This is a genomic window from Streptomyces sp. NPDC042364, from assembly GCF_056437585.1.
On record NZ_JBWKAJ010000012.1, the window covers coordinates 92722 to 118217 of the forward strand.

2 protein-coding genes (both only partly in view) are annotated in these 25496 nt (G+C 72.8%); both read left to right on the plus strand.

The features are described from left to right. Nucleotides 1-11179: the 3' portion of an SDR family NAD(P)-dependent oxidoreductase gene (locus tag AC067N_RS23895; RefSeq protein WP_478680915.1), read on the plus strand. Its footprint begins 2534 nt before the window's first position; the window shows 11179 of its 13713 coding nt (coding positions 2535-13713); its start codon lies beyond the left edge, outside the window; its stop codon occupies nucleotides 11177-11179. Continuing rightward, nucleotides 11176-25496, plus strand: the 5' portion of a protein-coding gene (locus tag AC067N_RS23900; protein ID WP_478680916.1) for an SDR family NAD(P)-dependent oxidoreductase. The gene runs 3343 nt beyond the window's last position; 14321 of the gene's 17664 nt are visible here — the first part of the coding sequence; it begins with the start codon at nucleotides 11176-11178; its stop codon lies off the right edge, out of view. The genes AC067N_RS23895 and AC067N_RS23900 overlap by 4 nt, the downstream gene beginning before the upstream one ends.

The window sequence follows — 25496 nt, forward strand, 5'->3', positions numbered from 1 at the left end:
CAGTTTCGGCGCGGGCGGCACCGGATTCGTCCCCGGCGAGGGCGTGGCCGTCCTGCTGCTCAAGCGGCTGGCGGACGCGCGGCGCGACGGCGACATCATCCACGCCGTGCTGCGCGGCAGCAGCATCAACCACGGCGGCAGGACCCACGGCTACACCGTGCCCAACCCGGCCTCCCAGGCCGAAGCGGTGCGCGAGGCCATGGACAGGGCCGGGGTTTCGGCGCACGACATCGGCTACGTCGAGACACACGGCACCGGGACCTCGCTCGGCGACCCCATCGAGATCGGCGGTCTGACCCGGGCGTTCGCCGGGGACACCGATTCCCGTCAGTACTGCGCGATCGGCTCGGCCAAGAGCAACATCGGCCACCTGGAGGCCGCGGCGGGCGCCGCCGGGCTGGTCAAGGTGGTGCTCCAGCTGCGGCACGGGAAGATCGCGCCCAGTCTGCACGCACAGGAGCCGAACCCGGAGATCGACTTCGGCTCGACCCCGTTCCGCGTCCAGCGGGAACTGGCCGAGTGGAAGCGCCCCACGGCCGTCGAAGACGGGGCCGTGGTGGAGCGCAACCGCGTCGCCGGGGTCTCCTCGTTCGGCGCCGGAGGCTCCAACGCGCACGTGATCGTGGAGGAGTACCGCGCCACGGCCGCCGCGCCCGACGACCACGGCCCGCAGCTGATCGTGCTCTCGGCCAGGGACCGCGCCCGCCTGCGCGAGCGCGCCGCGGAACTGGCGGGCTGGCTCGGCCGCGGGGACACCGCGCACCCGCGCCTCGCCGACGTCGCGTACACGCTGCAGGTGGGCCGCGAGGCGATGGAGTCGCGGCTCGCCCTGCGCGTCGCCTCGCCGGCCGAACTCACGGACAAGCTCAACGCGTTCGCGGCGGGCGACGACGACATCGAGGACCTGTACCTCGGCGACGTCAAGCAGCACAGGGAGACCCTGGCCCTGCTCACCGCCGACTCCGACATGGCGTCGACCGTCGGGGCGTGGATCGGCAAGGGCAAGTTCGCCAAGCTGATGGACCTCTGGGTCAAGGGACTCGCGTTCGACTGGGAGAGCCTGCCCCGCGCGGGCGCGACGCGCCGGGTGTCCCTGCCGTCGTACCCGTTCGCCAAGGAGCGCTACTGGGTCGGCGACGTGGGCACGGCCGTCCCGCGCACCGGCGGCGCGCCGAGCGCCGGCGCGGTGCACCCGCTGGCGCAGGTGAACTCGTCGACCCTGGAGGTGCAGCGCTTCGACTCGGTGTTCTCCGGCGACGAGTTCTTCCTGCGGGACCACGTCGTCCAGGGCGAGCGGGTGCTGCCGGGCGTGGCGTACGTGGAGATGGCGCGGGCCGCGGTCGCGGCGTCGGTGGAGGGCGCCGACGGGCTGAGGCTGCGCAACGTGGTGTGGGCGCGGCCCGTCAAGGTGGTCGACCAACCCGTGGGGGTGCGCACGACGCTGGTCGTGGAGCCCGGGGGAGAGGTGCGCTTCACGGTCACCACGTCCCCCGGAGCGGACGGCGACGTGGTGCACTGCCAGGGCGCGGCGGTGCTCGGCGCCCTGGGCCGGGTGACGCCGGTGGACATCGCGGGAGTGCGGAGCGCCTGCGAGGGCGCGGTGTGGGACGCGGAGCGCTGCTACGCCCTGTACCGGTCGCTGGGCCTGGACTACGGTCCCGGCCACCGCGGGGTGGAGAGCGTCGCGGTCGGCGAGGGCCAGGCGCTCGCCCGGCTGCGGCTGCCCGCCGGAGCGGCGGCCGCCCCGGGCGAGTTCGTGGTCCACCCGGGCCTGATGGACTCGGCGCTCCAGGCGACCGTGGGGCTGCTCGCCGAGAGCGGCGACGCGAAGGACGGCGCGCTGTTCCTGCCGTTCGCGGTGGACGAGGTGGAGATCCACGCGCCGTTCCGCGACAGCATGTGGGCCTGGGTGCGCTACAGCGCCGACGACAGCCCTGGCAGTGGGGTGCGCAAGCTCGACATCGACGTGTGCGACGACGACGGCGTGGTGTCCTGCCGGTTCACCGGGTTCTCGACACGCGCCTACGGCACCGGCGACGCCCCCGAGCCGCGGCCCGCGGCCCATGCGCCGCGCACGGCTCCCGTACCGCGGCAGGCTCCGGCGCCCGTGCCGGACGGCACGTGGGAGGAGCGCGTCTGCGCCTACCTGGTCGGAGTGCTGGCGGCCGAGCTGCGGCTCGGCGCCGACCGGATCGACGTCGACGACGCCTTCGAGGTCTACGGCATCGACTCGATCATGACCATGAACCTGACCAACAAGCTGGAGCAGGACTTCGGTTCGCTGCCCAAGACGCTGTGGTTCGAGTACCAGAGCATCCGCGGCCTCGCCGGGTACTTCGTGACGGCGCACGAGGAGCGGCTGGCCGAGCTGCTCGGCGCGGCAGGCGGGTCCGACGGCGGGCAGACCGGGCGCACCGAGGACACGGCCGCCGACGGCGCCTGCGCCGAAGCCGCCGGGCCCGTCATGGTGTCGGCGAAGCGTCCGCTGGTACGGGCGCGTGAAGCGGTGCGGACGCGCTCCACGGGGCGCGCCGACGTGGCGATCGTGGGCGTCGCCGGGCGATACCCGGGAGCGTCGAACTTACGGGAGTTCTGGCGCAACCTGGTGGACGGCAGGAACTGCGTGACCGAGATCCCGGCGGACCGCTGGGACCACGGCCGCTACTACGACGCCGACGAGCACGCGGCGGGCAGGACGTACGCCAAGTGGGGCGGGTTCCTGGACGGCGCGGACTGCTTCGACGCACTCTTCTTCAACATCTCGCCGCGCGAGGCGGAGTTCATGGACCCGCAGGAGCGGCTGTTCCTGGAGTGCGTCCAGGAGACGTTCCAGGACGCCGGGTACACGCGGCCCGACCTGAGCCGCCACACCGCCGACGGACTCGGTGGCAACGTCGGCGTCTTCGTCGGCGTGATGTACGAGGAGTACCAGCTGTACGGGGCCCAGGAACAGGCGCGGGGCCGCAACATCGCGCTGTCCGGCAACCCGTCCTCCATCGCGAACCGGGTGTCGTACTTCTTCGACCTGCACGGCCCCTCGATGGCCGTGGACACGATGTGCTCCTCGTCGCTCACGGCGCTGCACCTGGCCTGCCAGAGCATCGTCAACGCCGAGTGCGAGGTGGCTGTCGCCGGTGGCGTCAACCTGTCGCTGCATCCCAACAAGTTCCTGATGCTGGGCAGCGGCAAGTGGGCGTCGAGCCGCGGACTGTGCGAGAGCTTCGGTGCCGACGGCGACGGCTACGTACCCGGTGAGGGCGTGGGAGCCGTTCTGCTCAAGCCGCTGGAGCGCGCGGAGGCGGACGGGGACACGATCTACGGCGTCATCCGCGGCACGGCCGTGAACCACGGCGGCAAGACGAACGGGTACTCGGTGCCCAACCCGCGGGCGCAGGCCGAGGTGATCGGCAGGGCGCTGAGCCGGGCCGGGGTGGACGCCAGGGACGTGTCGTACGTGGAGGCGCACGGCACCGGAACGTCGCTGGGCGACCCGATCGAGATCGCCGGTCTGACGAACGCGTTCCGCGAGTACGCCGAGGACAACCGGTTCTGCGCGATCGGCTCGGTGAAGAGCAACATCGGCCACGCCGAGAGCGCCGCCGGCATCGCCGGGCTCACCAAGGTGCTGCTCCAGATGAAGCACGGGCAGCTGGTTCCGTCTCTGCACTCCGATGTGCTGAACCCGCACATCGACTTCGCGAACAGCCCCTTCACGGTCCAGCGGTCCCTGGCCGAGTGGACCCGCTCCCGCGCCGCCGACGGCACCGAGTCGCCGCGCATCGCCGGCGTGTCCTCGTTCGGGGCCGGAGGGTCGAACGCCCACGTCATCGTGGAGGAGTACGTCGGCACCGAGCGGCCCGACCGGGAGCCGGACGCCGAGGTGGCGATCGTGCTCTCCGCGCGGAACGAAGCCGGGCTGCGCGACCAGGCCGGGCAGCTCCTGGAATGGATCGGCCGGGACGGGGAGGCCGAGGCGCTGTCCGACGTCGCCTACACCCTGCAGACCGGCCGGGACGCGTTCGAGGAACGGCTCGGCCTCGTCGTCGCGGACACCGGTGAACTCACCCGGGCGCTCCGGGGATTCCTCGCGGGCGAGGACGTTCCCGGCCTCTACCGCGCGAAGGCCAGGCGGCGCGGCGACGACAGCCTGCGCGTGTTCGCCGTCGATGAGGACATGGCGCGGGCGCTGGACGCCTGGATCGAGAAGAAGAAGTACGGCAAGCTGCTCGAACTGTGGGTGGCGGGTCTGGCCGTGGACTGGGCGAAGCTGCACGCGCCCGGCACGCGGCGCCGGATCTCCTTGCCCACGTACCCCTTCCAGCGCGAGCGCTACTGGCCGTCCATGGGCGAGGACCGGGCGTTGCCGCCGGGCGCCGCGCGACTGCACCCCCTCGTTCACACGAACACCTCGAGCCTGGCCGGACAGCGGTTCAGCTCGGTGTTCACGGGGGACGAGTTCTTCCTGGCCGACCACCGGGTGAGCGGTGACCGCGTGCTCTCCGGGGCGGCGTGCCTGGAGCTGGTGCGGGCGGCCGTGGCGGTGTCCCTGGACGGCGAGCCGCACGGCACGGTCCGCCTCACCAACGTCGCCTGGACGCGTCCTGTCGTCGTGGGACAGACGCCGCTGGCGGTCCATGTGCGCCTGAGCCCGGTCGGCGGCGACGGCATCGCCTTCGAGGTCTACAGCACCCCCGGCCAGGACCCCGCCGCGCGGTCGGTGATCCACAGCGAGGGCGTGGTGCTCGTGCCGCCCGCGCACGAGGGCGGCGCCCCCCGCACCACGGTCGACCTGGCGGGGCTGCGGGCCAGGTGCCGGGACGTGGAGCTGGACGCCGGTCAGGTGTACGGCGCCTTCGCGGCGCACGGCATCGACTACGGCCCCGGCCACCGCGGCGTCCAGCGGCTGTGGGCGGGCGAAGGACAGGCCGTCGCCCGGCTGGTGCTGCCCGACAGCGTCGGGGCGACGCTGGACGGCTACGGCCTCCACCCGGCCCTGCTGGACTCGGCCCTCCAGGCCGCGGTCGGGGTCACCGCGGACGCCGACGGCACCCCGCATCTGCCCTTCGCGGTCGACGAGGTGGAGATCGCCGGAGACTGCGCGCGGTCCATGTGGGCATGGGTGCGTCCCAGCGGCGGCCGGCAGGAGGACTCCGGAGTCCGCCGGCTCGACATCGACCTGTGCGACGACGACGGTACGGTCGCCATCCGGCTCAAGGGCCTGTCGGTGCGGGCCTACTCGGCCGGGAAGACCGGGACCGGTGAGGCCGGGTCCGGTGAGGCCGGGGCGTTCTTCGCCGCGCCGCACTGGGTCGGCGAGGAACACCGTGGCGGCGCGCGCGAAAGCGGCCCCGCCACGGTGACCGCGGTCGTCGGGCTGCCCGGCGTCGCGGACGTGCTCGAAGCGCGCGCGGGGGCCCGCGTCGTCCGGCTGGAATCCGACGCTTCGGGTCTGGACGGGCGGTTCTCCGACTACGCGGCACAGCTCTTCGGCGTGGTGCGCGAGGTCCTGGCCGAGCGCTCCCCCGACAGGGTGTGCGTACAGGTCGTGGCGGGCGCCGACGGGGAGTCGTCCGTGTGGTCGGGTCTCGCCGGTGTCGTGCGGACCGCCGCGCTGGAGAACCCGCGCGTCACGGGCCAGGTCGTCCTGGCGGAACCGTGGGAGGAGCCGGAGCGGCTCGCCGGGTGGGCGGCGGCCGACCGCGCCACGACGGACGACGCGGTGGTGCGCTACCGCGGCGGTGCCCGTGAGGTGCTGCGGTGGCGCGAGCTGCCCGGCGCCGCTTCGGACGGCGCAGTGCCGGTGGCGTGGCAGGACGCCGGGGTCTACCTGATCACAGGCGGTGCCGGCGGGCTGGGCGTGCTGTTCGCCCGCGACATCGCCGCACGGGTGCGGGGCGCGCGGATCGTGCTCACCGGCCGCGGCCCCCTGGACGAGAGCCGGGAGGCGGTCGTAGCCGAACTGCGGGCGTCGGGTGCGCACGCCACGTACGAGCAGGTCGACGTCACCGACCGGGCCCAGGTGGAGGCGCTGGTGCGCCGCGTCCGCGATGCGTACGGTCGCCTGGACGGCGTCCTGCACAGCGCGGGCGTGATCCGGGACGGCTTCATCCTGAAGAAGTCCCGGGCCGACTTCGACGCCGTGCTGGCGCCGAAGGTGACGGGCCTGGTCAACCTCGACGAGGCGACCCGGGACCTGGACCTCGGCTTCCTCGTGACCTTCTCATCGGTCGCCGGTGTCTCAGGCAACGTCGGGCAGGCCGACTACGCGGCGGCGAACGCCTTCATGGACGCCTTCGCCGCGCACCGCAACACCCTGGTGGCCAGGGGCGAACGGCGCGGCCGAACGCTCTCGGTCAACTGGCCGCTGTGGGCCGACGGCGGGATGGGCGTCGACGCCGGAACCGAGCGGGCGATGCGCGAGAACTTCGGCATGGTCGCGCTGCGGACCCCGACCGGGATCGACGCCCTGCACCGGGCGCTGACCACCGGCGAGGACCAGGTCATGGTCCTGCAGGGCGACACCGAGCGCTTCGCGTCCCTCATCGGCGCCCCGGCGGACGGCCCCGGGCCCGCCGCTGACGACCAGACCGTCGACGCACCGGCCGTCGACGAACTGACCGTCCACACCCCGGGCGCCGACGAACCGGCTTCCGGAGGTGGTGAAGGCGTCGAGCGCGCGACGGTGGCGTACCTCACCAAGCTGCTCTCGTCGGTCATCAACCTCCCCGCCGCCCGGATCGACCCCGAGGCGTCGCTGGAGGACTACGGCATCGACTCCGTGATGACCATGGACCTCACCCGGGCTCTGGAGGAGGTCTTCGGGTCGCTGTCGAAGACCCTGCTCTTCGAGTACCAGAGCATCGAGGCGCTCGCCGGGCACTTCGTGGCCGCCCACCCGCAGAAGGTGCGCGCGCTCCTCCCTGCAACGGACGGTGGCGCACGGGCCGTCGCGGCGGCCGAGCCGGCCGCGCGCGAGACCGTGCCCGCGAAGACGGGCACCTGGCGGGAGCGCGCCGGGCGCCCGCGAGCCGGGGCAGCGGCGGAGGGCACTGCTCCGGCCGGGCCCGCCGACATCGCGATCATCGGCCTGGCGGGCCGCTACCCGCAGGCGCGCGACCTCCACGAGTTCTGGCGCAACCTGGCCGACGCCAAGGACTGCGTCACCGAGATCCCCCCCGAGCGCTGGGAGCACCAGCGCCACTTCGACGCCGGACGGCAGGCTGCCGGAAAGGCGTACAGCAAGTGGGGCGGATTCATCGACGGCGCCTATGAGTTCGACCCCCTCTTCTTCAACATCTCGCCGCGCGAGGCGGAGATCATGGACCCGCAGGAGCGGCTGTTCCTGCAGTGCGTGTACGAGACCCTGGAAGACGCCGGGTACGTACGGGAGTCGGTGAAGACCCGCGCGGGCAACGTGCTCAACGGCCGTGTCGGGGTGTACGTCGGCGTCATGTACGAGGAGTACCAGCTCTACGGCGCGCAGAGCCAGGCGCTCGGCGATCCCCTCGCGGTCAGCGGCAGCGCCGCCGCCATCGCGAACCGGGTGTCGTACTTCTGCAACTTCCACGGCCCGAGCATGAGTGTGGACACCATGTGCTCGTCGTCCCTGACGTCGATCCACCTGGCGTGCCAGAGCATCAGGTGGGGCGACTGCGACGTCGCGGTCGCGGGTGGGGTCAACCTGTCGCTGCACCCGAACAAGTACCTGCTGCTGAGCACCGGCAACTTCGTCTCCAGCTCCGGACGCTGCGAGAGCTTCGGCGCGGGCGGCGACGGCTACGTCCCCGGTGAGGGCGTGGGCGCCGTCCTGCTGAAGCCGCTGGCGAAGGCTGTCGCAGACGGCGACCGGATCTACGGGGTGATCAAGGGTACGGCGCTCAACCACGGCGGGAAGACCAACGGTTACACCGTGCCGAACCCGCACGCACAGGCCGCAACGATCGCCGACGCGCTGAAGGCGGCCGGTGTCAGCGCCCGCGACGTCGGCTACGTCGAGGCCCACGGCACGGGGACCTCGCTCGGCGACCCGATCGAGATCACCGGGCTGTCGAAGGCGTTCCGTGAGCACACCCGGGACAACCAGTTCTGCGCGATCGGTTCGGTGAAGAGCAACATCGGCCACGCGGAGAGTGCCGCCGGGATCGCCGGCCTCACGAAGGTCCTGCTCCAGCTGCGCCACCGCAAGCTCGCCCCGTCCCTGCACGCCGAGACCCTGAACCCGAACATCGACTTCACCAGCACCCCGTTCACCGTCCAGCGCGAACTCGCCGACTGGCCGACGCCCGACCCGGCGACCCCGCGGATCGCCGGGATCTCCTCCTTCGGCGCGGGCGGCTCCAACGCCCACGTCATCGTCGCGGAGTACCTCCCCGCGGCGCGGGAGCACGCCCCGGCGGCCGGCGGCCCCGTCGTCGTGCCCCTGTCGGCGCGCACCGGCGACGAGCTGCGCGACGTGGTCCACAACCTCGCCGAATGGCTGACGCGCCCCGGCAACGACGGACTCGGCCTGGCGGACGTGGCGTACACGCTCCAGGTCGGCCGCGAGCCGCTGGCCGAGCGCCTGGGCATCCTGGCCACCTCCGTGCCCGACCTCGTCGAGAAACTGCGCCACGTCCTCGCGGGCACCCCCGCCGACGACATCGTGCGCAGCGGGGCCAGGGACCAGAACGGCGAGAACACCGTCTCCGCGCTGTTCTCCCACGACGCCGACCTCGACACCCTGATCACGACCTGGGTCGCGAAGGGGAGGCACGAGAAGCTGCTCCAACTGTGGGTCAACGGCGTGCCCGTCGACTGGCACCGCCTCTACCCCGGCGGCAGGGCACCGCGACGCGTCGCACTGCCCACCTATCCGTTCGGCCGCGAGCGCTACTTCCCGTTCGACGACCGGGCCGTGGACACCGGCGGGCCGCGCGTGCTGCACCCGCTGGTGCACGAGAACACGTCGGACCTGACGGAGCAGCGGTTCACCTCGGTGTTCACCGGTCACGAGCCGTTCCTGCGCGACCACGTCGTCAACGGCGCCAAGCTCATGCCGGGCGCGGCCCTGCTGGAGATGGCTGTCGCCGCGACCTGCATCACCTGCCGGACCCAGGCCGAACCCGAGGCGCCGGTGGCGCTCAAGAACGTCGCTCTGGCGCAGCCGCTGCACGTGGGCGGCGAGCCGCGGGAGGTCCACATCGGCCTGCGCCCGCAGGCCGACGGCGACATCGTGTTCCGGGTCTACAGCACCGCCGACGACGCGGAGCCGGTCGTGCACGGCGAAGGCGCCGTCTATCTCGCGGAAGGAGCCGCCCAGCCGGTGCTCGACCTCCGGGCCCTGCGCGAGACCTGCGACCGCGCGGAGCTCACCGCCGAGCAGTGCTACGCGGCGTACAGCGCCGCGGGCATCGACTACGGACCCACGCACCGGGGCGTCCGGCACATCTGGATCGGGCGGGACCAAGCGCTGGCGCGGCTCGCGCTGCCCGCGGCGGCCCACGGCACGCAGGGCGACTACACGGTGCACCCGAGCCTCGTCGACGCGGCGCTGCAGGCGTCCGTGGGCGTGGCGGGCAGCCTGGGGGCACGGCGCGAAGGCGCCGTGCTCGTGCCCTTCGCGATCGACGACGTCCTCGTCCTCGACGGCGGCACCGCCGCCATGTGGGCGCTGGTCCGCCCCAGCGCTGACCAGCCGGGCGACGCCGCGCTCCACAAGGTCGACGTGGACCTGGCCGACGACGAGGGCCGCGTGCGCGTCCGGATCGGCGGCCTGTCCTTCCGCGCCCTCGACGGGCAGCCGGAGCACGGGCAGCCGGAGCACGGGCAGCCGGCCGGACGTGCGCGGCAGACGGCCGACGTGCGGGCGCTGCTGCACCCCCAGTGGCAGACGCGCTCCGCGACGAACGCCCCGCCCGAGGACGACGGCGTGCGGCGCACCGTGCTGCTCGTCGAAATGCCGGAGGTGGCGGCGCTGCTGCCGGTGCACGACAACGCCGTCGTACTGACCTCCGGCGACAAGGAACTGGACCGGCAGTACATCGCGTACGGGCTGCAGGCGCTCGAACACGTGCGTTCCGTGCTGCGCGGCGCGTCCACGGGCCGGGCCGGCATCCAGCTGGTCATCGGCCAGGGCCCCGCGTCCGCCCCGCTGGCCGGGCTCATCGGCCTGCTGCGCACGGCCACGATCGAGAACCCCAACGTCTCGGCGCAGGTCATCCTCCTGGAGGAGACGGACACGCCCGAGAGTGCCGCCGAGCGGGTGCGGGAGAACCGCGCGCACCTCGACGACACGCTCGTGCGGTACGCCGACGGGCGGCGCGAGGTGCTCGTATGGACCGAGGCCGGCGACACCGCGGCCGACGCCCCCCCGGTTCCGTGGCGGGAGAACGGGGTCTACCTCCTGACCGGCGGGGCGGGAGCGCTGGGCCTGGTCTTCGCGCGGGAGATCGCGACGCGCACGCACAGCGCCACGCTGGTGCTGACCGGGCGCTCCCCGGTCGACGCGCGGGTGCGCGAAGCCCTGCGGGAGCTGCGGTCCCACGGCGCGTCGGCGCACTACATACAGCTCGACGTCGCGGACGCGGCAGCGGTCGACGCGGTGGTGGACGCCCTGGTGGAGGAGCACGGCCGCATCGACGGCGTCGTGCATGCCGCCGGGGTGACCCGGGACGGCTACATCCTGACCAAGCGCGCCCGGGACTTCGCGGAAGTCCTGGCCCCGAAGGTGTCCGGAACGGTGAACCTGGACCGGGCGACGGCCACGCTGCCGCTGGACTTCTTCGTGACGTTCTCGTCCACGACGGGCGCGTTCGGCAACGCGGGCCAGGCCGACTACGCGGCGGCCAACGCGTTCATGGACGCCTACACCTGGCACCGCCAGGACCTGGTGGCCCGCCAGGAGCGCTCCGGGCACAGCCTGTCCGTCAACTGGCCGCTGTGGGAGGACGGGGGGATGGGCGTGACACCGGAAGTCCGGGCGGTACTGCGCTCGCGCTACGGCGTCGTCCCCCTCGACACGGCGGCCGGCGTCGCGGCCTTCCTCCGTGCCGTCGCCTCGACGCACCACCAGGTCATGGTCGCCTCCGGACCAGGCCGCGCGGGAGCCGGGGACACCGGCTCGTCCGCCGCGCAACCGAGCTCGCACCAGAGTCCGTACCAGAGTTCCCCCTTCTCCTCTGCCGCCGGGACGAATCAGTGACGCACAACGACACCAGCTCCCTCGAAGCCAAGGCGACGGCGTTCTTCACGGGCGTCCTCTCCGAGGTCATCAAGCTCCCGGCCGACCGCATCGACGCCCGTGCGGCGTTCGACAGCCTGGGACTCGACTCGGTGATGATGATGCGGATGACCGACGAACTGGAGGCCGTCTTAGGGTCGCTGCCGAAGACCCTGTTCTTCGAGTTCCGCGACATCCGCGCCCTCACCAGCCACTTCCTCACCACGCACGGCCCCGAGCTGGCCCGGCACCTGGGCGCGGAGCCCGGCAGCGGGCCCGCGGTTCCCGCGCCGGCTCCGGCCCCGGCGCCCGCCAGGGAGCGGGCCACCGCACCGGGCCTGGCCGCCTTCGCGCGCAAGCCGCTCAGGGCGGGCAAGTGGGCGACGCGGTTCGACGGGCCGCAGACACTGCCGGCCACACCGGCACCCGCACCCGCACCCGTGTCCGCGCCCGCGCCACAGGGCCGGGCGAAAGGGCTCGACATCGCGATCATCGGGCTTGCCGGGCGCTACCCGAAAGCCCGCACGCTGGATGAGTTCTGGGCGAACCTGGCCGACGGACGCGACTGCGTGACCGAGATCCCGGCCGACCGCTGGGACCGGAGCGTGTACTACGACCCCGACAAGGACGCGCCGGGCAAGACGTACAGCAAGTGGGGCGGATTCGTAGACGGCGTCGACGAGTTCGACTCCCTGTTCTTCCGCATATCGCCGCCCGAGGCGAAGCTGATGGACCCGCAGGAGCGGCTGTTCCTGCAGTGCGCCTACGAGGCCGTCGAAGACGCGGGCTACACCCCCGAGCGGCTGAACACCTCGCCCGGTGACGGCACGCGGGCGCGCGTCGGCGTCTATGTCGGGGTGATGTACGAGGAGTACCAGCTGTACGGTGCGCAGGAGCAGGTCCTGGGCAACCCCGTGGCGCTGTCCGGCAATCCGTCGGCCGTCGCCAACCGGGTGTCGTACTTCTTCGACTTCCACGGCCCGAGCATGAGCGTCGACACGATGTGCTCGTCGTCGTTCACCGCCATCCACCTCGCGTGCCAGAGCATCGAGTCCGGCGCGTGCGACGTCGCGATCGCGGGAGGGGTGAACCTGTCGGTCCACCCCAACAAGTACCTGATGCTCGGGCAGGGCAAGTTCGTGTCGAGCAAGGGCCGGTGCGAGAGCTTCGGCGAGGGAGGCGACGGCTACGTCCCCGGCGAGGGCATCGGCGCGGTCCTGCTCAAGCCGCTGCACCTGGCGGTGCGCGACGGGGACCGCATCCACGGCGTCATCAAGGGCATCGCGGTCAACCACGGGGGCCGGACGAACGGCTACTCCGTGCCCAGCCCGCAGGCGCAGGCCCGGTCCGTCTCCGACGCCTGGCGGCAGGCGGGAGTCGACCCGCGCGCGCTGAGCTACATCGAGGCGCACGGCACCGGCACCTCGCTCGGCGACCCGATCGAGATCGCCGGGCTCACGCGGGCGTTCCGGGAGCACACCCAGGACAGCCAGTTCTGCGCGATCGGTTCGGTGAAGAGCAACATCGGCCACGCGGAGAGCGCCGCGGGCATCTCAGGGCTCACCAAGGTGCTGCTCCAGATGAAGCACGGGCAGCTGGTGCCCTCGCTCCACTCCGAAATGCTGAACCCGCACATCGACTTCGCGAACAGCCCCTTCTCCGTGCAGCAGACGCTTGCCGAGTGGAAGCGGCCCGTGCTGGTCGTCGACGGGGAGGAGCGGGAGTTACCCCGCATCGCGGGAATCTCGTCGTTCGGCGCGGGCGGTTCCAACGCGCACCTGGTCGTCGAGGAGTACCGGGCCGAGCCGCCCGCCGCACCCGCCCACGAGGGGCCCGTCGCGGTCGTGCTCTCCGCGCGCAGCGCCGAGCGGTTGCGGGCGAAGGCCGCCGACCTGGCCGACTGGATCGAGGCGCGCGGGCTGTCCGCCGCCGACCTGCCCTCGCTCGCCCACACCTCACAGACCGGCCGCGAGGCCATGCGGGAGCGGCTCGGCATCGTGACGGACTCCGTGGCCGAACTGATCTCCCGGCTGCGGGACTTCGTCGCGGGCACGGAGGACGGCATCGCGCGCGGCCGGGCGGTCCAGGGCGCCGAGAGCCATGTCGACGCCGTCACCGCCGGGCAGCCCAGAGGCCCAGCCGAACTGGTGGAGCTGTGGGTGCGGGGCGCCGTCGTCGACTGGTCCGTGCTGTACGCCGCCGGGACGCCGCCGCGCATCGCCCTGCCGACGTACCCGTTCGCCAGGGAGCGCCACTGGCTCGACACCTCCGCCACCGTCCGTGCCCTGCGGCAGGACGCCCCCGGGGCCCACGTGTTCGAGGAGTACTGGGAGCCCGCGCCCGCTTCGGTGCGCCAGGACGCCGGACCGAGGACCCTGGTGTTCCTGTGCTCCGAACCCGCGAACCAGGCGGAGCTGGAGCGGGCCGCCGGTGAGACCGACCCCGGGACGACGCTCGTCTTCGTCTCGCGGACCCCGGCGACCGACGGCGGCGGGCGGCGCCGCTGGGCGGTGGACGCGGGGGAGCGGGCCGACTGGATCCGCGTCTTCACCGAGATCCGCGAGCGGTTCGGCGCCGTGGACGGCGTACTGAACCTCTGGCCGCTCGAGGAGGGGGCGGGGCCGCGCTCCTACACCGACATCGTCCACCTGCTCCAGGCCGTCGCGACGGTGGAGACGGGCGCCCGGCACGTCCTGCAGGCGGGCGAGTTCCGCGACGGGACGGAGCGCGCCTACGCCGAGTCCTGGCTGGGCTTCGAACGCTCCCTCGGCCAGGTCCTGCCCGGCGTGCGGTTTGCCGCGGTGCTCGACGACGCCGCCGGCACGGGCGTCGCCCGGACGCCCATGGCCGACTGGTTCGCGCGCCTGAGCGCCGGACTCGCCGAGCCCGTGAGCACTCTGTACCGTGACGGGACGCGCCATGTGAGCAGGGTCCGCCCGGCCGCCGCGGGCGCCGGGAACGACCTGCTGAAGCAGGGCGGCACCTACCTGATCACCGGTGGCCTGGGGGCCCTCGGGCTGCTGTTCGCCGAGCACCTCGCCGGCACCCGCTCGGCACGGCTGGTGCTGACCGGCCGCTCGCCCCTCGACGAGGACCGCGCGCGGCGGATCGCCCGGATCGAGTCGCTGGGCGGCGAGATCCACTACGCGCAGGCGGACGTCGCCGACCGGCGGGCCATGCGGGAGGTCGTCCGCGAGGCGCACGAGCGCTTCGGCGGGATCGACGGCGTCATCCACGCCGCCGGGGTCCCCGGTACGGGCAGCGTGCTCACCGGCGAGGCACACGCCTTCCCGGGCCTGCTGGCCGCCAAGGTGGACGGCACGCTCGTGCTCGACGAGGTGCTCGCGGACGAACCCCTCGACTTCGTCTGCTACTTCTCGTCGTCCTCCGCGCAGCTCGGCGACTTCGGAGGCTGCGACTACGCCGTCGGCAACCGCTTCCAGACGCTGTACGCCCTCCACCGCGACGAACTGGTCCGCCGAGGCGCTCGCTCGGGCGCTACCGTCGCCGTCAACTGGCCACTGTGGCGCGACGGCGAGATGGGCTTCGACGACGCGCGGGCCACCGAGCTGTACCTCACCTCCAGCGGCCAGCGCCTGCTGGAGAACGCCGACGGCATCAGGCTCTTCGAGCGGCTCATCGGCCAGGGCGTGCCGCAGGCGCTCGTCATGGCGGGCGAACCGCAGCGGCTGCGCCGCTTGCTCGGGATCGACGAGGGGCCCGCGGAAGCGGCTGGAACCGCTGAGCCCACTGCGCCCGTTGCGACCGTCGCGCCCCCCGCGTCAGCGTCGGCCGCGGCGCCGGGCCACGAGCACCTCGCCGCTCGCGTCCTGTCCGACCTGAAGACGCTGATCGTCGAGACCGTCCGGGTGCCGCGCGACCAGATCCACGCCGACGAGAACCTCGCTCAGCTCGGATTCGACTCGATCACCCTGGTACGGCTCGCGAACGCGATGACCAGGCACTTCGGCGTCGACATCATCCCCTCGGTGTTCTTCTCCCGCCCCACCCCACAGATGCTGGTGGCGCACCTGGTGTCCGAATACCCGGACCTGCTCGGCGACCGCCACCCGGCGGAGTCCGCGGCCGAGGCCGCACCGGCCGCCGCCGAGGCCCCGCCCGAGGCCCGGACCCCGGCGGCTGCTCCCGCGCAGGCCACGGCCGCGCCGGGCCCGGACTCCGGACCCGAGCCCATCGCCGTCATCGCCATGACCGGCCGCTTCCCGGCCGCCCGCACGGTGGACGAGTTCTGGCGGATCCTCATGGACGGGCGCGATGTCCTGTCGGCCGTCCCCGACGACCGGCGCGCCGACTGGAGCGACCCGCAGGCCCCGGACCCCGCGACAGCCCGCGTCGGCTTCGTGCCCGGCATAGGCGAGTTCGACCCGTCCTTCTTCGAGATATCGCCGCGCGAGGCGCGCACCATGGACCCGCGCCAGCGCCTGCTGCTCCAGGAGGCGTGGCACGTCCTGGAAGCCGCGGGCTACGGTGAGCGGAAGCTGCGCGACGAGCGCATCGGCATGTTCGTCGGCGCTGAGCAGGGCGACTATCTCCACCTGGGCGGCGGCGAAGGCACCCTGACGGGACACCACGAGGCGATCCTGGCCTCCCGGCTGGGCTATCTGCTCGACTTCAAGGGCCCCGTGCTCGCCGTCAACACCGCCTGCTCGTCGGGCCTTGCCGCAGCCCACCAGGCGTGCGCCAGCCTGCGCAACGGCGAGTGCGACGCCGCCATCGTGGCCGGGGTCAACCTGGCCGCGTCCTCCCGGGTGTTCGCCGAGACGAGCAAGGCGGGCATGCTCTCCCCGAGCGGTGCCTGCTACGCGTTCGACCGACGCGCGGACGGCATGGTGCTGGGCGAGGCCATCACCGTCGTGATGTTCAAGCGCCTCTCGCAGGCGGAGGCCGACGGCGACGACATCCTCGCCGTGATCCGCGGCAGCGGCATCAACTACGACGGCCGTACGAACGGCATCACCGCCCCGAACGGCGCCGCGCAGGCGCGCCTGTACCGCGCCGTCTACGAGCGGCACGGCATCGAGCCCGCGCACATCGGCCACGTCGTCGCCCACGGAACCGGCACCCGCCTCGGCGACCCGGTCGAGGTCAACGCGCTCAACGAGGTGTTGTCCGAGCACACGGACAGGATCGGGTTCTGCGCGCTCACCTCGACCAAGCCCAACGTCGGTCACACGCTGGCCGCCTCCGGCATCGTCAGCCTGATCGCGCTCGTGCAGTCGGTGCGCCACGGCATCATCCCGCCGAGCGTGCACTGCGAGCAGGACAGCGACTACATCGCCTGGCAGCGGAGCCCCTTCTACGTCAACAAGACCCTGAAGGCGTGGCCGGAGAACCCGTCCGGGACGCGGCTCGGTGCCGTCAGCTCGTTCGGCATGAGCGGCACCAACGTCCACATGGTCGTGGAGAGTTACCGGGGCCGTACCCGCCCGGCGCGGCCCGCCGAGGCACCCGCACGCCTGCTGGCCCTGTCCGCGAAGACCGCGGGGGCGCTGCGCGACCGCATCCGCGACCTGGCCGAGGCCTTGCGGAGCGCGGATCGTGACGCCGTCTCCCTCACCGACGTGAGCCACACCTTGCTGGAGCGCAGGCAGCACTTCGAGCACCGCTGCGCGATCGTCGCCGGCGACCTTGACGAGGCCGTCACCGCGCTGGGCGCCGCCGAGCGCGGCGAGCGGCACGCGGGGATCCGCTACGGCGAGGTCCCGGGCGACTGCGGGGACCGGCCGCGTGACGCGGAGAGCGAGGCGCTGTTCGCGCGGCTCGCCGACGTGGCCACCGCAGGGCACCGAGATGTGCTCCTGGAGCTCGCTGACCTGTACTGCCGGGGCGCTTCCCCCGACTGGCGGGCACTGTTCACGGGCGACGAGCCGCAACTGGTGGCCGTCCCCGGCTACCCCTTCTCGCGCAAGGTGTACTGGGTGAACAGGGAGAACCCCGCAGTGACACGACCGTTGTCCGACAAGCCCGTTGAGGACGCTGCAGCCGCCGAGGCCGCCGAGGCCGCCGAGGAGCCCTCGGGCCCTGTCGCCGGACGCCGCCGGGTCACGCTGCACAACCCGGCCGAGGGGCCGGCCGCGCCGCTGCCGACGGCCGCCAAGCCGAGGAACGTCCGGCTGATCGACCTGGGGGAGCGGTCCGCCGCCCCCGTCGCCCAGGTGGCCGCGGCCGCTCCGGTTCCTCCACCCGCCGCCCCCGTCGCGGTGTCCGCGTCGGTCGCCGCACCGGCGGACGCGGGCGCGGTGAAGGCTGTGGGCGAGCTGCGGCAGGAGCTGCGGAGCGGCCTCGCCGACGTTCTGCAGATGCCGGAGGGCGACATCGATCCCGGCCGCAACTTCACGGACCTGGGCCTGGACTCCATCCTCGGGGTGGAGTGGGTCAGGGCCATCAACAAGAAGTACGGGACCAGCCTCGCCGCCACGAACCTCTACGACCATCCGTCGGTGCGCGAACTCGCGGACTTCGTCCGGGTCCAACTTGCAGCGTCCGCACCCGCGAAGGCTGCATCCCTGGCGGCGCCGCCCGCTCCGGTCACCCAGCCCGCCGCGGCCCCGGCGCCCGCCCGTCCCCGGATCTCGAAGACCGCACTGCTGGAAGGCGTCCGCGACAGCCTCTCCGACGTGCTGTTCCTCGCCGCCGAAGACATCGCCGCCGACCGCAACTTCGTCGAACTCGGCATGGACTCCATCGTCGGCGTGGAGTGGGTGAAGGTCCTCAACAAGAACTACGGGACGTCGCTCGCGGCCACCCAGCTGTACGACCACCCCACCGTGCGCGAGCTCACCGAATTCCTGCTGACGCTGGTGGAATCGGCCTCCGGCCCGGAGCCGGTCGCACCGGTCGCGGCCCACGAGCCCGTCCGGGCGGCCCAGGCCGTCACGCCCCCCGACCTCGTCGCGCACATCGCGCCCGTGGTGGGCACCGCCCCCGCGGCGGACGCTCCTGCGGCACCCGCACCCGCACCCGCACCCGCACCCGCACCCGCACCCGCACCTGCACCCGCCGCCCGCGCCGCCGACAAGGTGGCCGTCGTCGGGATGTCCGGGCGCTACCCCGAAGCGGCGGACCTCAACGCCTACTGGGACAACCTGCGCGGCGGACGCGACTGCGTGACCGAGGTCCCGCCGTCGCGCTGGGACGTCTCGCGGTACTACGACCCCAGGCCCGGCCAGGAGGGCAAGACGTACTCCAAGTGGCTCGGTCACCTCGCGGACGCCGACCACTTCGACCCGCTCTTCTTCAACATCTCCCCTCTGGAGGCCGAGGGGATCGACCCGCAGCACCGGCTGTTCCTTCAGGAGGCGTACCGCGCGTTCGAGGACGCCGGGTACGACCCGCGGTCCCTCGCCTCCCAGAAGTGCGGCGTCTACCTGGGCATCAGCGGCAGCGAGTACAGCTTCCTGGTGTTCGGCGGCGAGGGGACGTCCGCGTCCGCGACGAGCAGCAGCAACGCCATCGCCGCCTCGCGCATCGCCTACTACCTCGACCTCAAGGGCCCGGCCGTCGCCGTCGACACAGCCTGCTCGTCCTCGCTGGTCGCGCTGCACCTCGCCCGGCAGGCGCTGCTGAACGGCGAGATCGACATGGCACTCGTCGGAGGCGTCTCGCTCTACCTGCTCCCCGACACCTACGTCGGCATGTGCCAGGCCGGGATGCTCTCCCCGGAGGGGCGGTGCAAGACGTTCGACAACAGCGCCGACGGGTTCGTCCCCGGCGAGGGCGTCGGCGCCCTGGTGCTCAAGCGCCTCAGCGACGCCGAGGCCGACCGCGACCACGTCCACGGCGTCGTCGCCGCGTCCGGCATCAACCAGGACGGCAGGACGAACGGGATCACGGCGCCGAGCGCCGCCAGCCAGACGGAACTCGTCCGCACGGTCTACGACCGCCACGGCATCGACCCCGCGACCATCGGCTACGTCGAGATGCACGGCACGGGCACGAAGCTGGGCGACCCGATCGAACTCTCCGCGCTGGGCACCGTGTACGGCGAGTCGGGGGTCCCCGCGCGGTCGTGCGCCATCGGAGCGGTGAAGAGCAACATCGGGCACACATCCGAGGCCGCCGGCGTCGCGGGCGTGCACAAGGTGCTGCTGAGCATGCGCCACGGCACGCTGGCACCGTCCCTCAACTTCGCATCGCCCAACGAGCACTTCGACTTCCAGAACTCGCCCTTCCGCGTCGTCACGGCCCCCGAGCCGTGGGAGAGGCCGTCCGACGGCCGCCCGCGGCGAGCCGCCGTCAGCTCGTTCGGGTTCAGCGGGACCAACGCGCATGTCGTGCTGGAGGAGTACCGCGCCAGGACGGACGGCGCCCCGGCCGGGGCGGAGCCCGTGATCGTCACCCTGTCCGCCAGGACCGGGGAACAGCTGGACGAACTGGCGGGGAACCTGCTCGCCTTCGTCAACGACGAGCCCCGGCCCGACCTGGCGCGCCTGGCGTACACCCTCCAGGTGGGCCGGGAGGCGATGGAGGAGCGGCTGGCGTTCGTGGCCGGCTCCCTCTCGGACGTCGTACGCGGGCTCCGTGCGCACCTGGACCGGGCGGACGAAGGCGCGCCCGTGCGCGGCCGGGTGACGGCGGACCAACTGGCCCGCCAGGAGGACGACGAGCGGCAGCAGGAGCTCGTACGGACGTGGACCGCGGCCAAGGACCTACGGCGGCTCGCGCAGGCGTGGACCGAGGGCTGCGCCGTCGACTGGGCCGCGCTCCACATCGGCCCCGCACCCCTGCGCCTGCCGCTGCCGACGTACCCCTTCGCCAAGGAGCGGCACTGGGTCGAGCCCGCGCCGCGCAAGACGGGCGCGTCGGCCGTCGTGCTGCACCCCCTGCTGCACCGCAACACGTCCGGGTTCGCGACCCTGCGCTACACCTCGACGTTCACCGGCGACGAGGACTTCCTCACCGGCCACCGCGTGCGTGGCGAGAAGGTCCTGCCGGGTGCGGCCTACCTGGAGCTGGCGCTGGCCGCGGTGGCCGACGCCTCGGGAACGCCGCCCACCGGGCTGGCGCTGACCGGCGTGGTCTGGACCCGCCCCTTCCAACTGGGCGACGGACCGCGCGACCTGCACGTCAACCTGCGCCGTGACGATGCGCCGACCACGTACTTCGAGGTCCTCACGACGGCGTCGGACACCGCGGGCGACGCGGCCGTGGCCGTCCACGGCGAAGGCTCGGTCGTCCCGCTCGCGGACGGTGCCGCCGACCGCGCGGACCCCATCGACATCGCCCGGCTCCGCGACGAGTGCGGCGCTCGCGAGCTGGACGCCGCGCAGGTCTACGCCGCGTTCGGGGCCGCGGGCATCGAGTACGGGGACTCGTTCCGCTGCGTCGAGCGGGTCCACGTCGGCGAGGGCCAGGCGCTGGCCCGCCTCGTACTGCCCGCCGCCGCGCGGCCGGTGCGCGACGGCTACCTGCTGCACCCGGGACTCACGGACGCGGCCCTGCAGGCCGCCCTGGGAGTGCTGTGGAACACCGCTGACGCCTCGCGCCCCCTGCTGCCGTTCGCCGTGGAGCGCGTCGAGGTGCTCGGCGCCCTGGAGGACACCATGTGGGTCTGGGTCCGCGAAGGCGCGGGCGGGCCGTCCGACGGCTCCGTACGCCGCCTGGACCTCGACCTGTGCGACGACACGGGCCGCGTGCGCGTCCGCATGAGGGGCTTCTCCGTACGGGCCGCCGACGGCGGCGGCGCGCCGAATGACGCGGGCATCCTGCTGTTCCCGCGCTGGCAGCGGCACGAGCTGCCGAGGCCCGCGCGGAGCACGGGCGGTCCGCAGCACGCGCTGGTCTGCGCGGAGGAGGGGGCGATCGCGGACGCCCTGGCCTTGGACCCGACGTGCGAGGTGCTGGTCCTGACCTCGCGGGCGGCCACGGCCGACGGCCGCTACGCCGACTACGCGCTGCAGGTCTTCGAGAAGACGAAGGCGATCCTGCGCGCCACCCCGCGCGCCGAGACACTGGTGCAGGTCGTCGTGCGGGACAGGCCACAGACCGCGGCCCTGTCCGGCCTGGGCGCGCTCGTGTGGAGCGCGCGCCAGGAGAACCCCGGAATCCTCGGCCAGGTCGTCGTCGTGGACGACTACGACGACGTGGCCGCCCTGCGGGCGCGCCTCGCGGCCGAGCGGCTGCGCCCCGAAGATGCGACCGTCCGCTACCGGGGCGGACGGCGCGAAGTGGTCGTGTGGGACGAGGACCGCGCGGCCGACAGGCCCCGTTCCCCATGGCGCACCGGCGGCGTCTACGTGATCACCGGCGGTCTCGGCGGCCTCGGACGGATCTTCGCCGAGGAGATCGCCGGACAGGCCGATGGCGTAACCCTCGTACTGACCGGCCGCTCCCCGGAGTCCGAGCGGTCGCGCCGGTTCCTCGCGGAGCTGCGCGAGGCGGGCGCGCGGGTGTCGTACACGCGGCTCGACGTCACCGACAGGGCAGGTGTCGACGCCCTGGTGGCCGACACCCTGCGCGAGGCGGGCCGCATCGACGGCGTCATCCACAGCGCCGGGGTGCGGGAGGACAACTTCATCCTCAAGAAGTCGCGCGAGGAATTCGCCGACGTACTGCCGCCCAAGGTGACCGGCACGGTCAACCTCGACGAGGCGACCCGGGACGTGGACCTCGACTTCTTCGTGATGTTCTCCTCGGGTGCCGCCGTCACCGGCAACATGGGCCAGGCCGACTACGCGACGGCGAACGCCTTCATGGACGCCTACGCCGAGTATCGGCAGCACCTGGTGGCCCGCGGTGAGCGCCGGGGCCGCACCCTTTCGATCAACTGGTCGCTGTGGGCCGAGGGCGGCATGCGCCCCGACGCCGTCAGCGAGGAGATTCTCCGCGAGCGCTTCGGCATCACCCCGTTGAGCCGCGAGGCGGGGCTCGAAGCCTTCGCGCGATGCCTGCGGACGAACCATCACCAGGTGCTCGTCGTCGCGGGTGACGTGGCGGCCTTCCGAAGCGCCCTCAAGGCACAGCATCCGAGCGAGGACATACGACCCATGAGCGCCGAGAGCAGGACGGAAAAACCGACGCCGCAGGAGAACGACCTGGTACCGGCGGCGGTCAACCACATCAAGTCGCTGCTCGCGACGGCTCTCAAAGTGCCGTGGCAGCGCATCGACGCCGACCTCCCGATGGAGCGCTACGGCATCGACTCGGTGATGGCGCTGACCATGACCGCGAGGCTGGAGGAGGTCTTCGGACGCCTGCCCAAGACGCTCTTCTTCGAGTACCAGAACATCACCGCCCTGGCCGGGTACTTCCTCGCCGCGCACGAGGCCCGCCTGCGCGAGCTGCTGGGGGCCGAAGCCGCCACGGCCGTGACCGGGACGCCGGAGTCGGAGCCCGCACCCCGGGCGGCCCTCACCCCGGCGCCCCCGGCGCCCGCTCAGAGGGTCGCTCCGGTGGCCGCATCCGCGGCGGCCGTGCCGCCCGTGGCCGACATCGCGATCATCGGTCTGGGCGGGCGCTATCCGCAGGCCCGCAACCTGCGCGAGTTCTGGCGCAACCTGTCCGACGGCAGGGACAGCATCGTCGAGATCCCCCGTGACCGCTGGGACCACAGCCTCTACTACGACACGGACGTCTCGCAGCCCGGCAAGACGTACTGCAAGTGGGGCGGGTTCCTCGACGACATCGACCGGTTCGACCCCCAGTTCTTCAACATCTCGCCCCGCGAGGCCGAGGTGGTCGACCCCCAGGAGCGGCTGTTCCTGGAGTGCGTCTACGAGACCCTGCAGGACGCCGGGTACACGCGGCAGGCCCTGCGCGAGTACCGCTCGAACGGCGTCGACGGCAGCGTCGGCCTGTTCGTGGGCGTGATGCACGACGAGTACCAGCTGTACGGCGTCGGCGGGCAGGGTGTCGAGAGCCCCCAGGTGATACCGGGCAACTCGGCCTCGATCGCCAACCGCGTGTCGTACTTCTGCGACTGGCAGGGGCCGAGCGTCACGGTGAAGACGATGTGCTCCTCGTCGCTGACGGCACTGCACCTGGCGTGCCAGAGCCTGCGGGTCGGCGACTGCGAGGTGGCGGTCGCGGGCGGGGTCAACCTGTCGCTGCACCCTGCCAAGTACCTGCTGCTCGGGCAGACCGGGTTCGCGTCGAGCCGGGGCATGTGCGAGAGCTTCGGCAGCGGCGGCGACGGCTATGTGCCGGGCGAGGGCGTGGGCGCCGTGCTGCTCAAGCCGCTCGACCGGGCCATCGCCGACAACGACCGGATCTACGGCGTCATCAAGTCCACCGCCGTCAACCACGGCGGCAGGACCAACGGCTACACGGTCCCCAACCCCAACGCCCAGGCCGCCACGATCGCCTCCGCCCTGGACAGGGCCGGCGTCGACGCCCGTACGGTCAGCTATGTCGAGGCGCACGGCACCGGCACCGAACTCGGTGATCCCATCGAGATCGCGGGCCTGGCCAAGGCGTTCTCCCGGGACACCGACGACCGCCAGTTCTGCGCGATCGGCTCGGTGAAGAGCAACATCGGGCACTGCGAGAGCGCGGCGGGAATCTCCGCCCTGACCAAGGTCCTGCTCCAGCTCCAGCACCGCAAACTGGTGCCCTCGCTCCACGCAGAGGTGCTGAACCCGCACATCGACTTCGCCGAGACGCCCTTCCGGGTGCAGCGCGAATCGGCCGACTGGAAGCGGCCGACGGTCACCACGGCCGACGGCCGGGTGCGGGAGTACCCGCGCATCGCGGGCATCTCCTCGTTCGGCGCCGGCGGCTCGAACGCGCACGTCATCGTCTCGGAGTACGTACCGGCCGAGACGGCCGACCCGGAGCCGGTGGCCGACCCGCTGTCGTCCGTCGTGGTCGTGTCCGCGCGGACCGTCGAACAGCTCCGGGAGTCCGCCCGGCGGCTGGCCGACTGGGCGGAGGAGGAGCGGATCACCGACGCCGACCTGCCCGACATCACGTACACGCTCCAGGTGGGGCGCGAGCACATGGACGAGCGGCTGGCGTTCGTTGCCGGGTCCGTGGCGGAGTTCGTCGCCGGGCTCCGCGCCCACGCCGAGAACGGCGAGGCCGCCGGGCCGTCCGGGCTCTACCGGGGCAAGGCCCAGCGCTCGACGACCGCCGTGTCGTCGCTGTTCGACGACGAGGACATGACGGGTGTCGTCGACGCCTGGCTGCGCAAGCGCAAGCTCGGCAAGCTCCTGGAACTGTGGGTCAACGGGCTGAGCGTGGACTGGCACGGCTGCTACGCCACTGTGCCGCGGCGCGTCGCGCTGCCGACGTACCCCTTCGCGCGCAAGCGGTCCTGGATTCCGGGGAGCACCCGTCAGGACAGCGCGGCGGATGTCCCGTCGAGCGCCGCGCCGAAGCCCGTCGCGGAGCCGAAGGCCGCCCCGGTGGCGGCGGAAGCGCCGAAGGCGAAGGCGGCCGAGCCCGCCCGTACCACGGTGCGGTCCGGTGCCGCCGTGACGTCGAAGCCGCGGGGCATCGGCCTCGCACCGCTCGGCGGCGGGGCCGGGCAGGCACAGGGGCCCGCGCGGAGTTCCGTGCCGTCCGTGGCCCTCACCGCCATCGAGCCGGTCCAAGAAGGGACCGCCGAACCCGCCCCGGTCCCGGTGGTGGCACCGGTCGCGGGCCCGGACGAGGAGACCCTCGCCGCCGAGCTGACCGCGCTCCTCGCCGAGGCGCTGTACCTGGCCGAGGACGAGATCGACCCGGAAGCGAACTTCACCGACCTCGGGCTCGACTCGATCGTCGGCGTGGAGTGGATCAAGGCGATCAACAAGCGGTACGGGCTGGAGCTGGCCGCCACCAGGCTCTACGACACGCCCACCGTCACCGGTCTCGCCGCCCACCTCAGGTCCCTGCTGCCCACGGCCCAGGAGCGGCCGCGGACGCAGGCAGAGCCGCAGGCGCAGGCCGAGCCGCAGGTCCGTGAGGAGCGGGGCGCGGTCGTCGCCGCTGCCGTCACCGAGACCGTTGTCGAGGCCGGACCTGTCCTCGACGAGGACCAGGTGCGGGCCGAACTCCTGACCAGCCTCGCCGAAGCCCTGTACCTGTCCGAGGACGAGCTGGACCCGGACCGCAACTTCACCGCATTCGGGCTCGACTCGATCGTCGGCGTGGAGTGGATCAAGGCGATCAACAAGCGGTACGGCATCGCACTGCAAGCCACCAAGCTCTACGACCACCCGTCCGTCCTGGAACTCGCCGCCCGTGTCGTCGAGGAGGTCGCGAAGACGGGGGGAGCCGGGCAGCCGCGCAAGGTGACGGCCCCCGCCGCCGCTCCCGCCCCGGCTCCCGTCCCCGCCCCGGCTCCCTTACGAGAGCT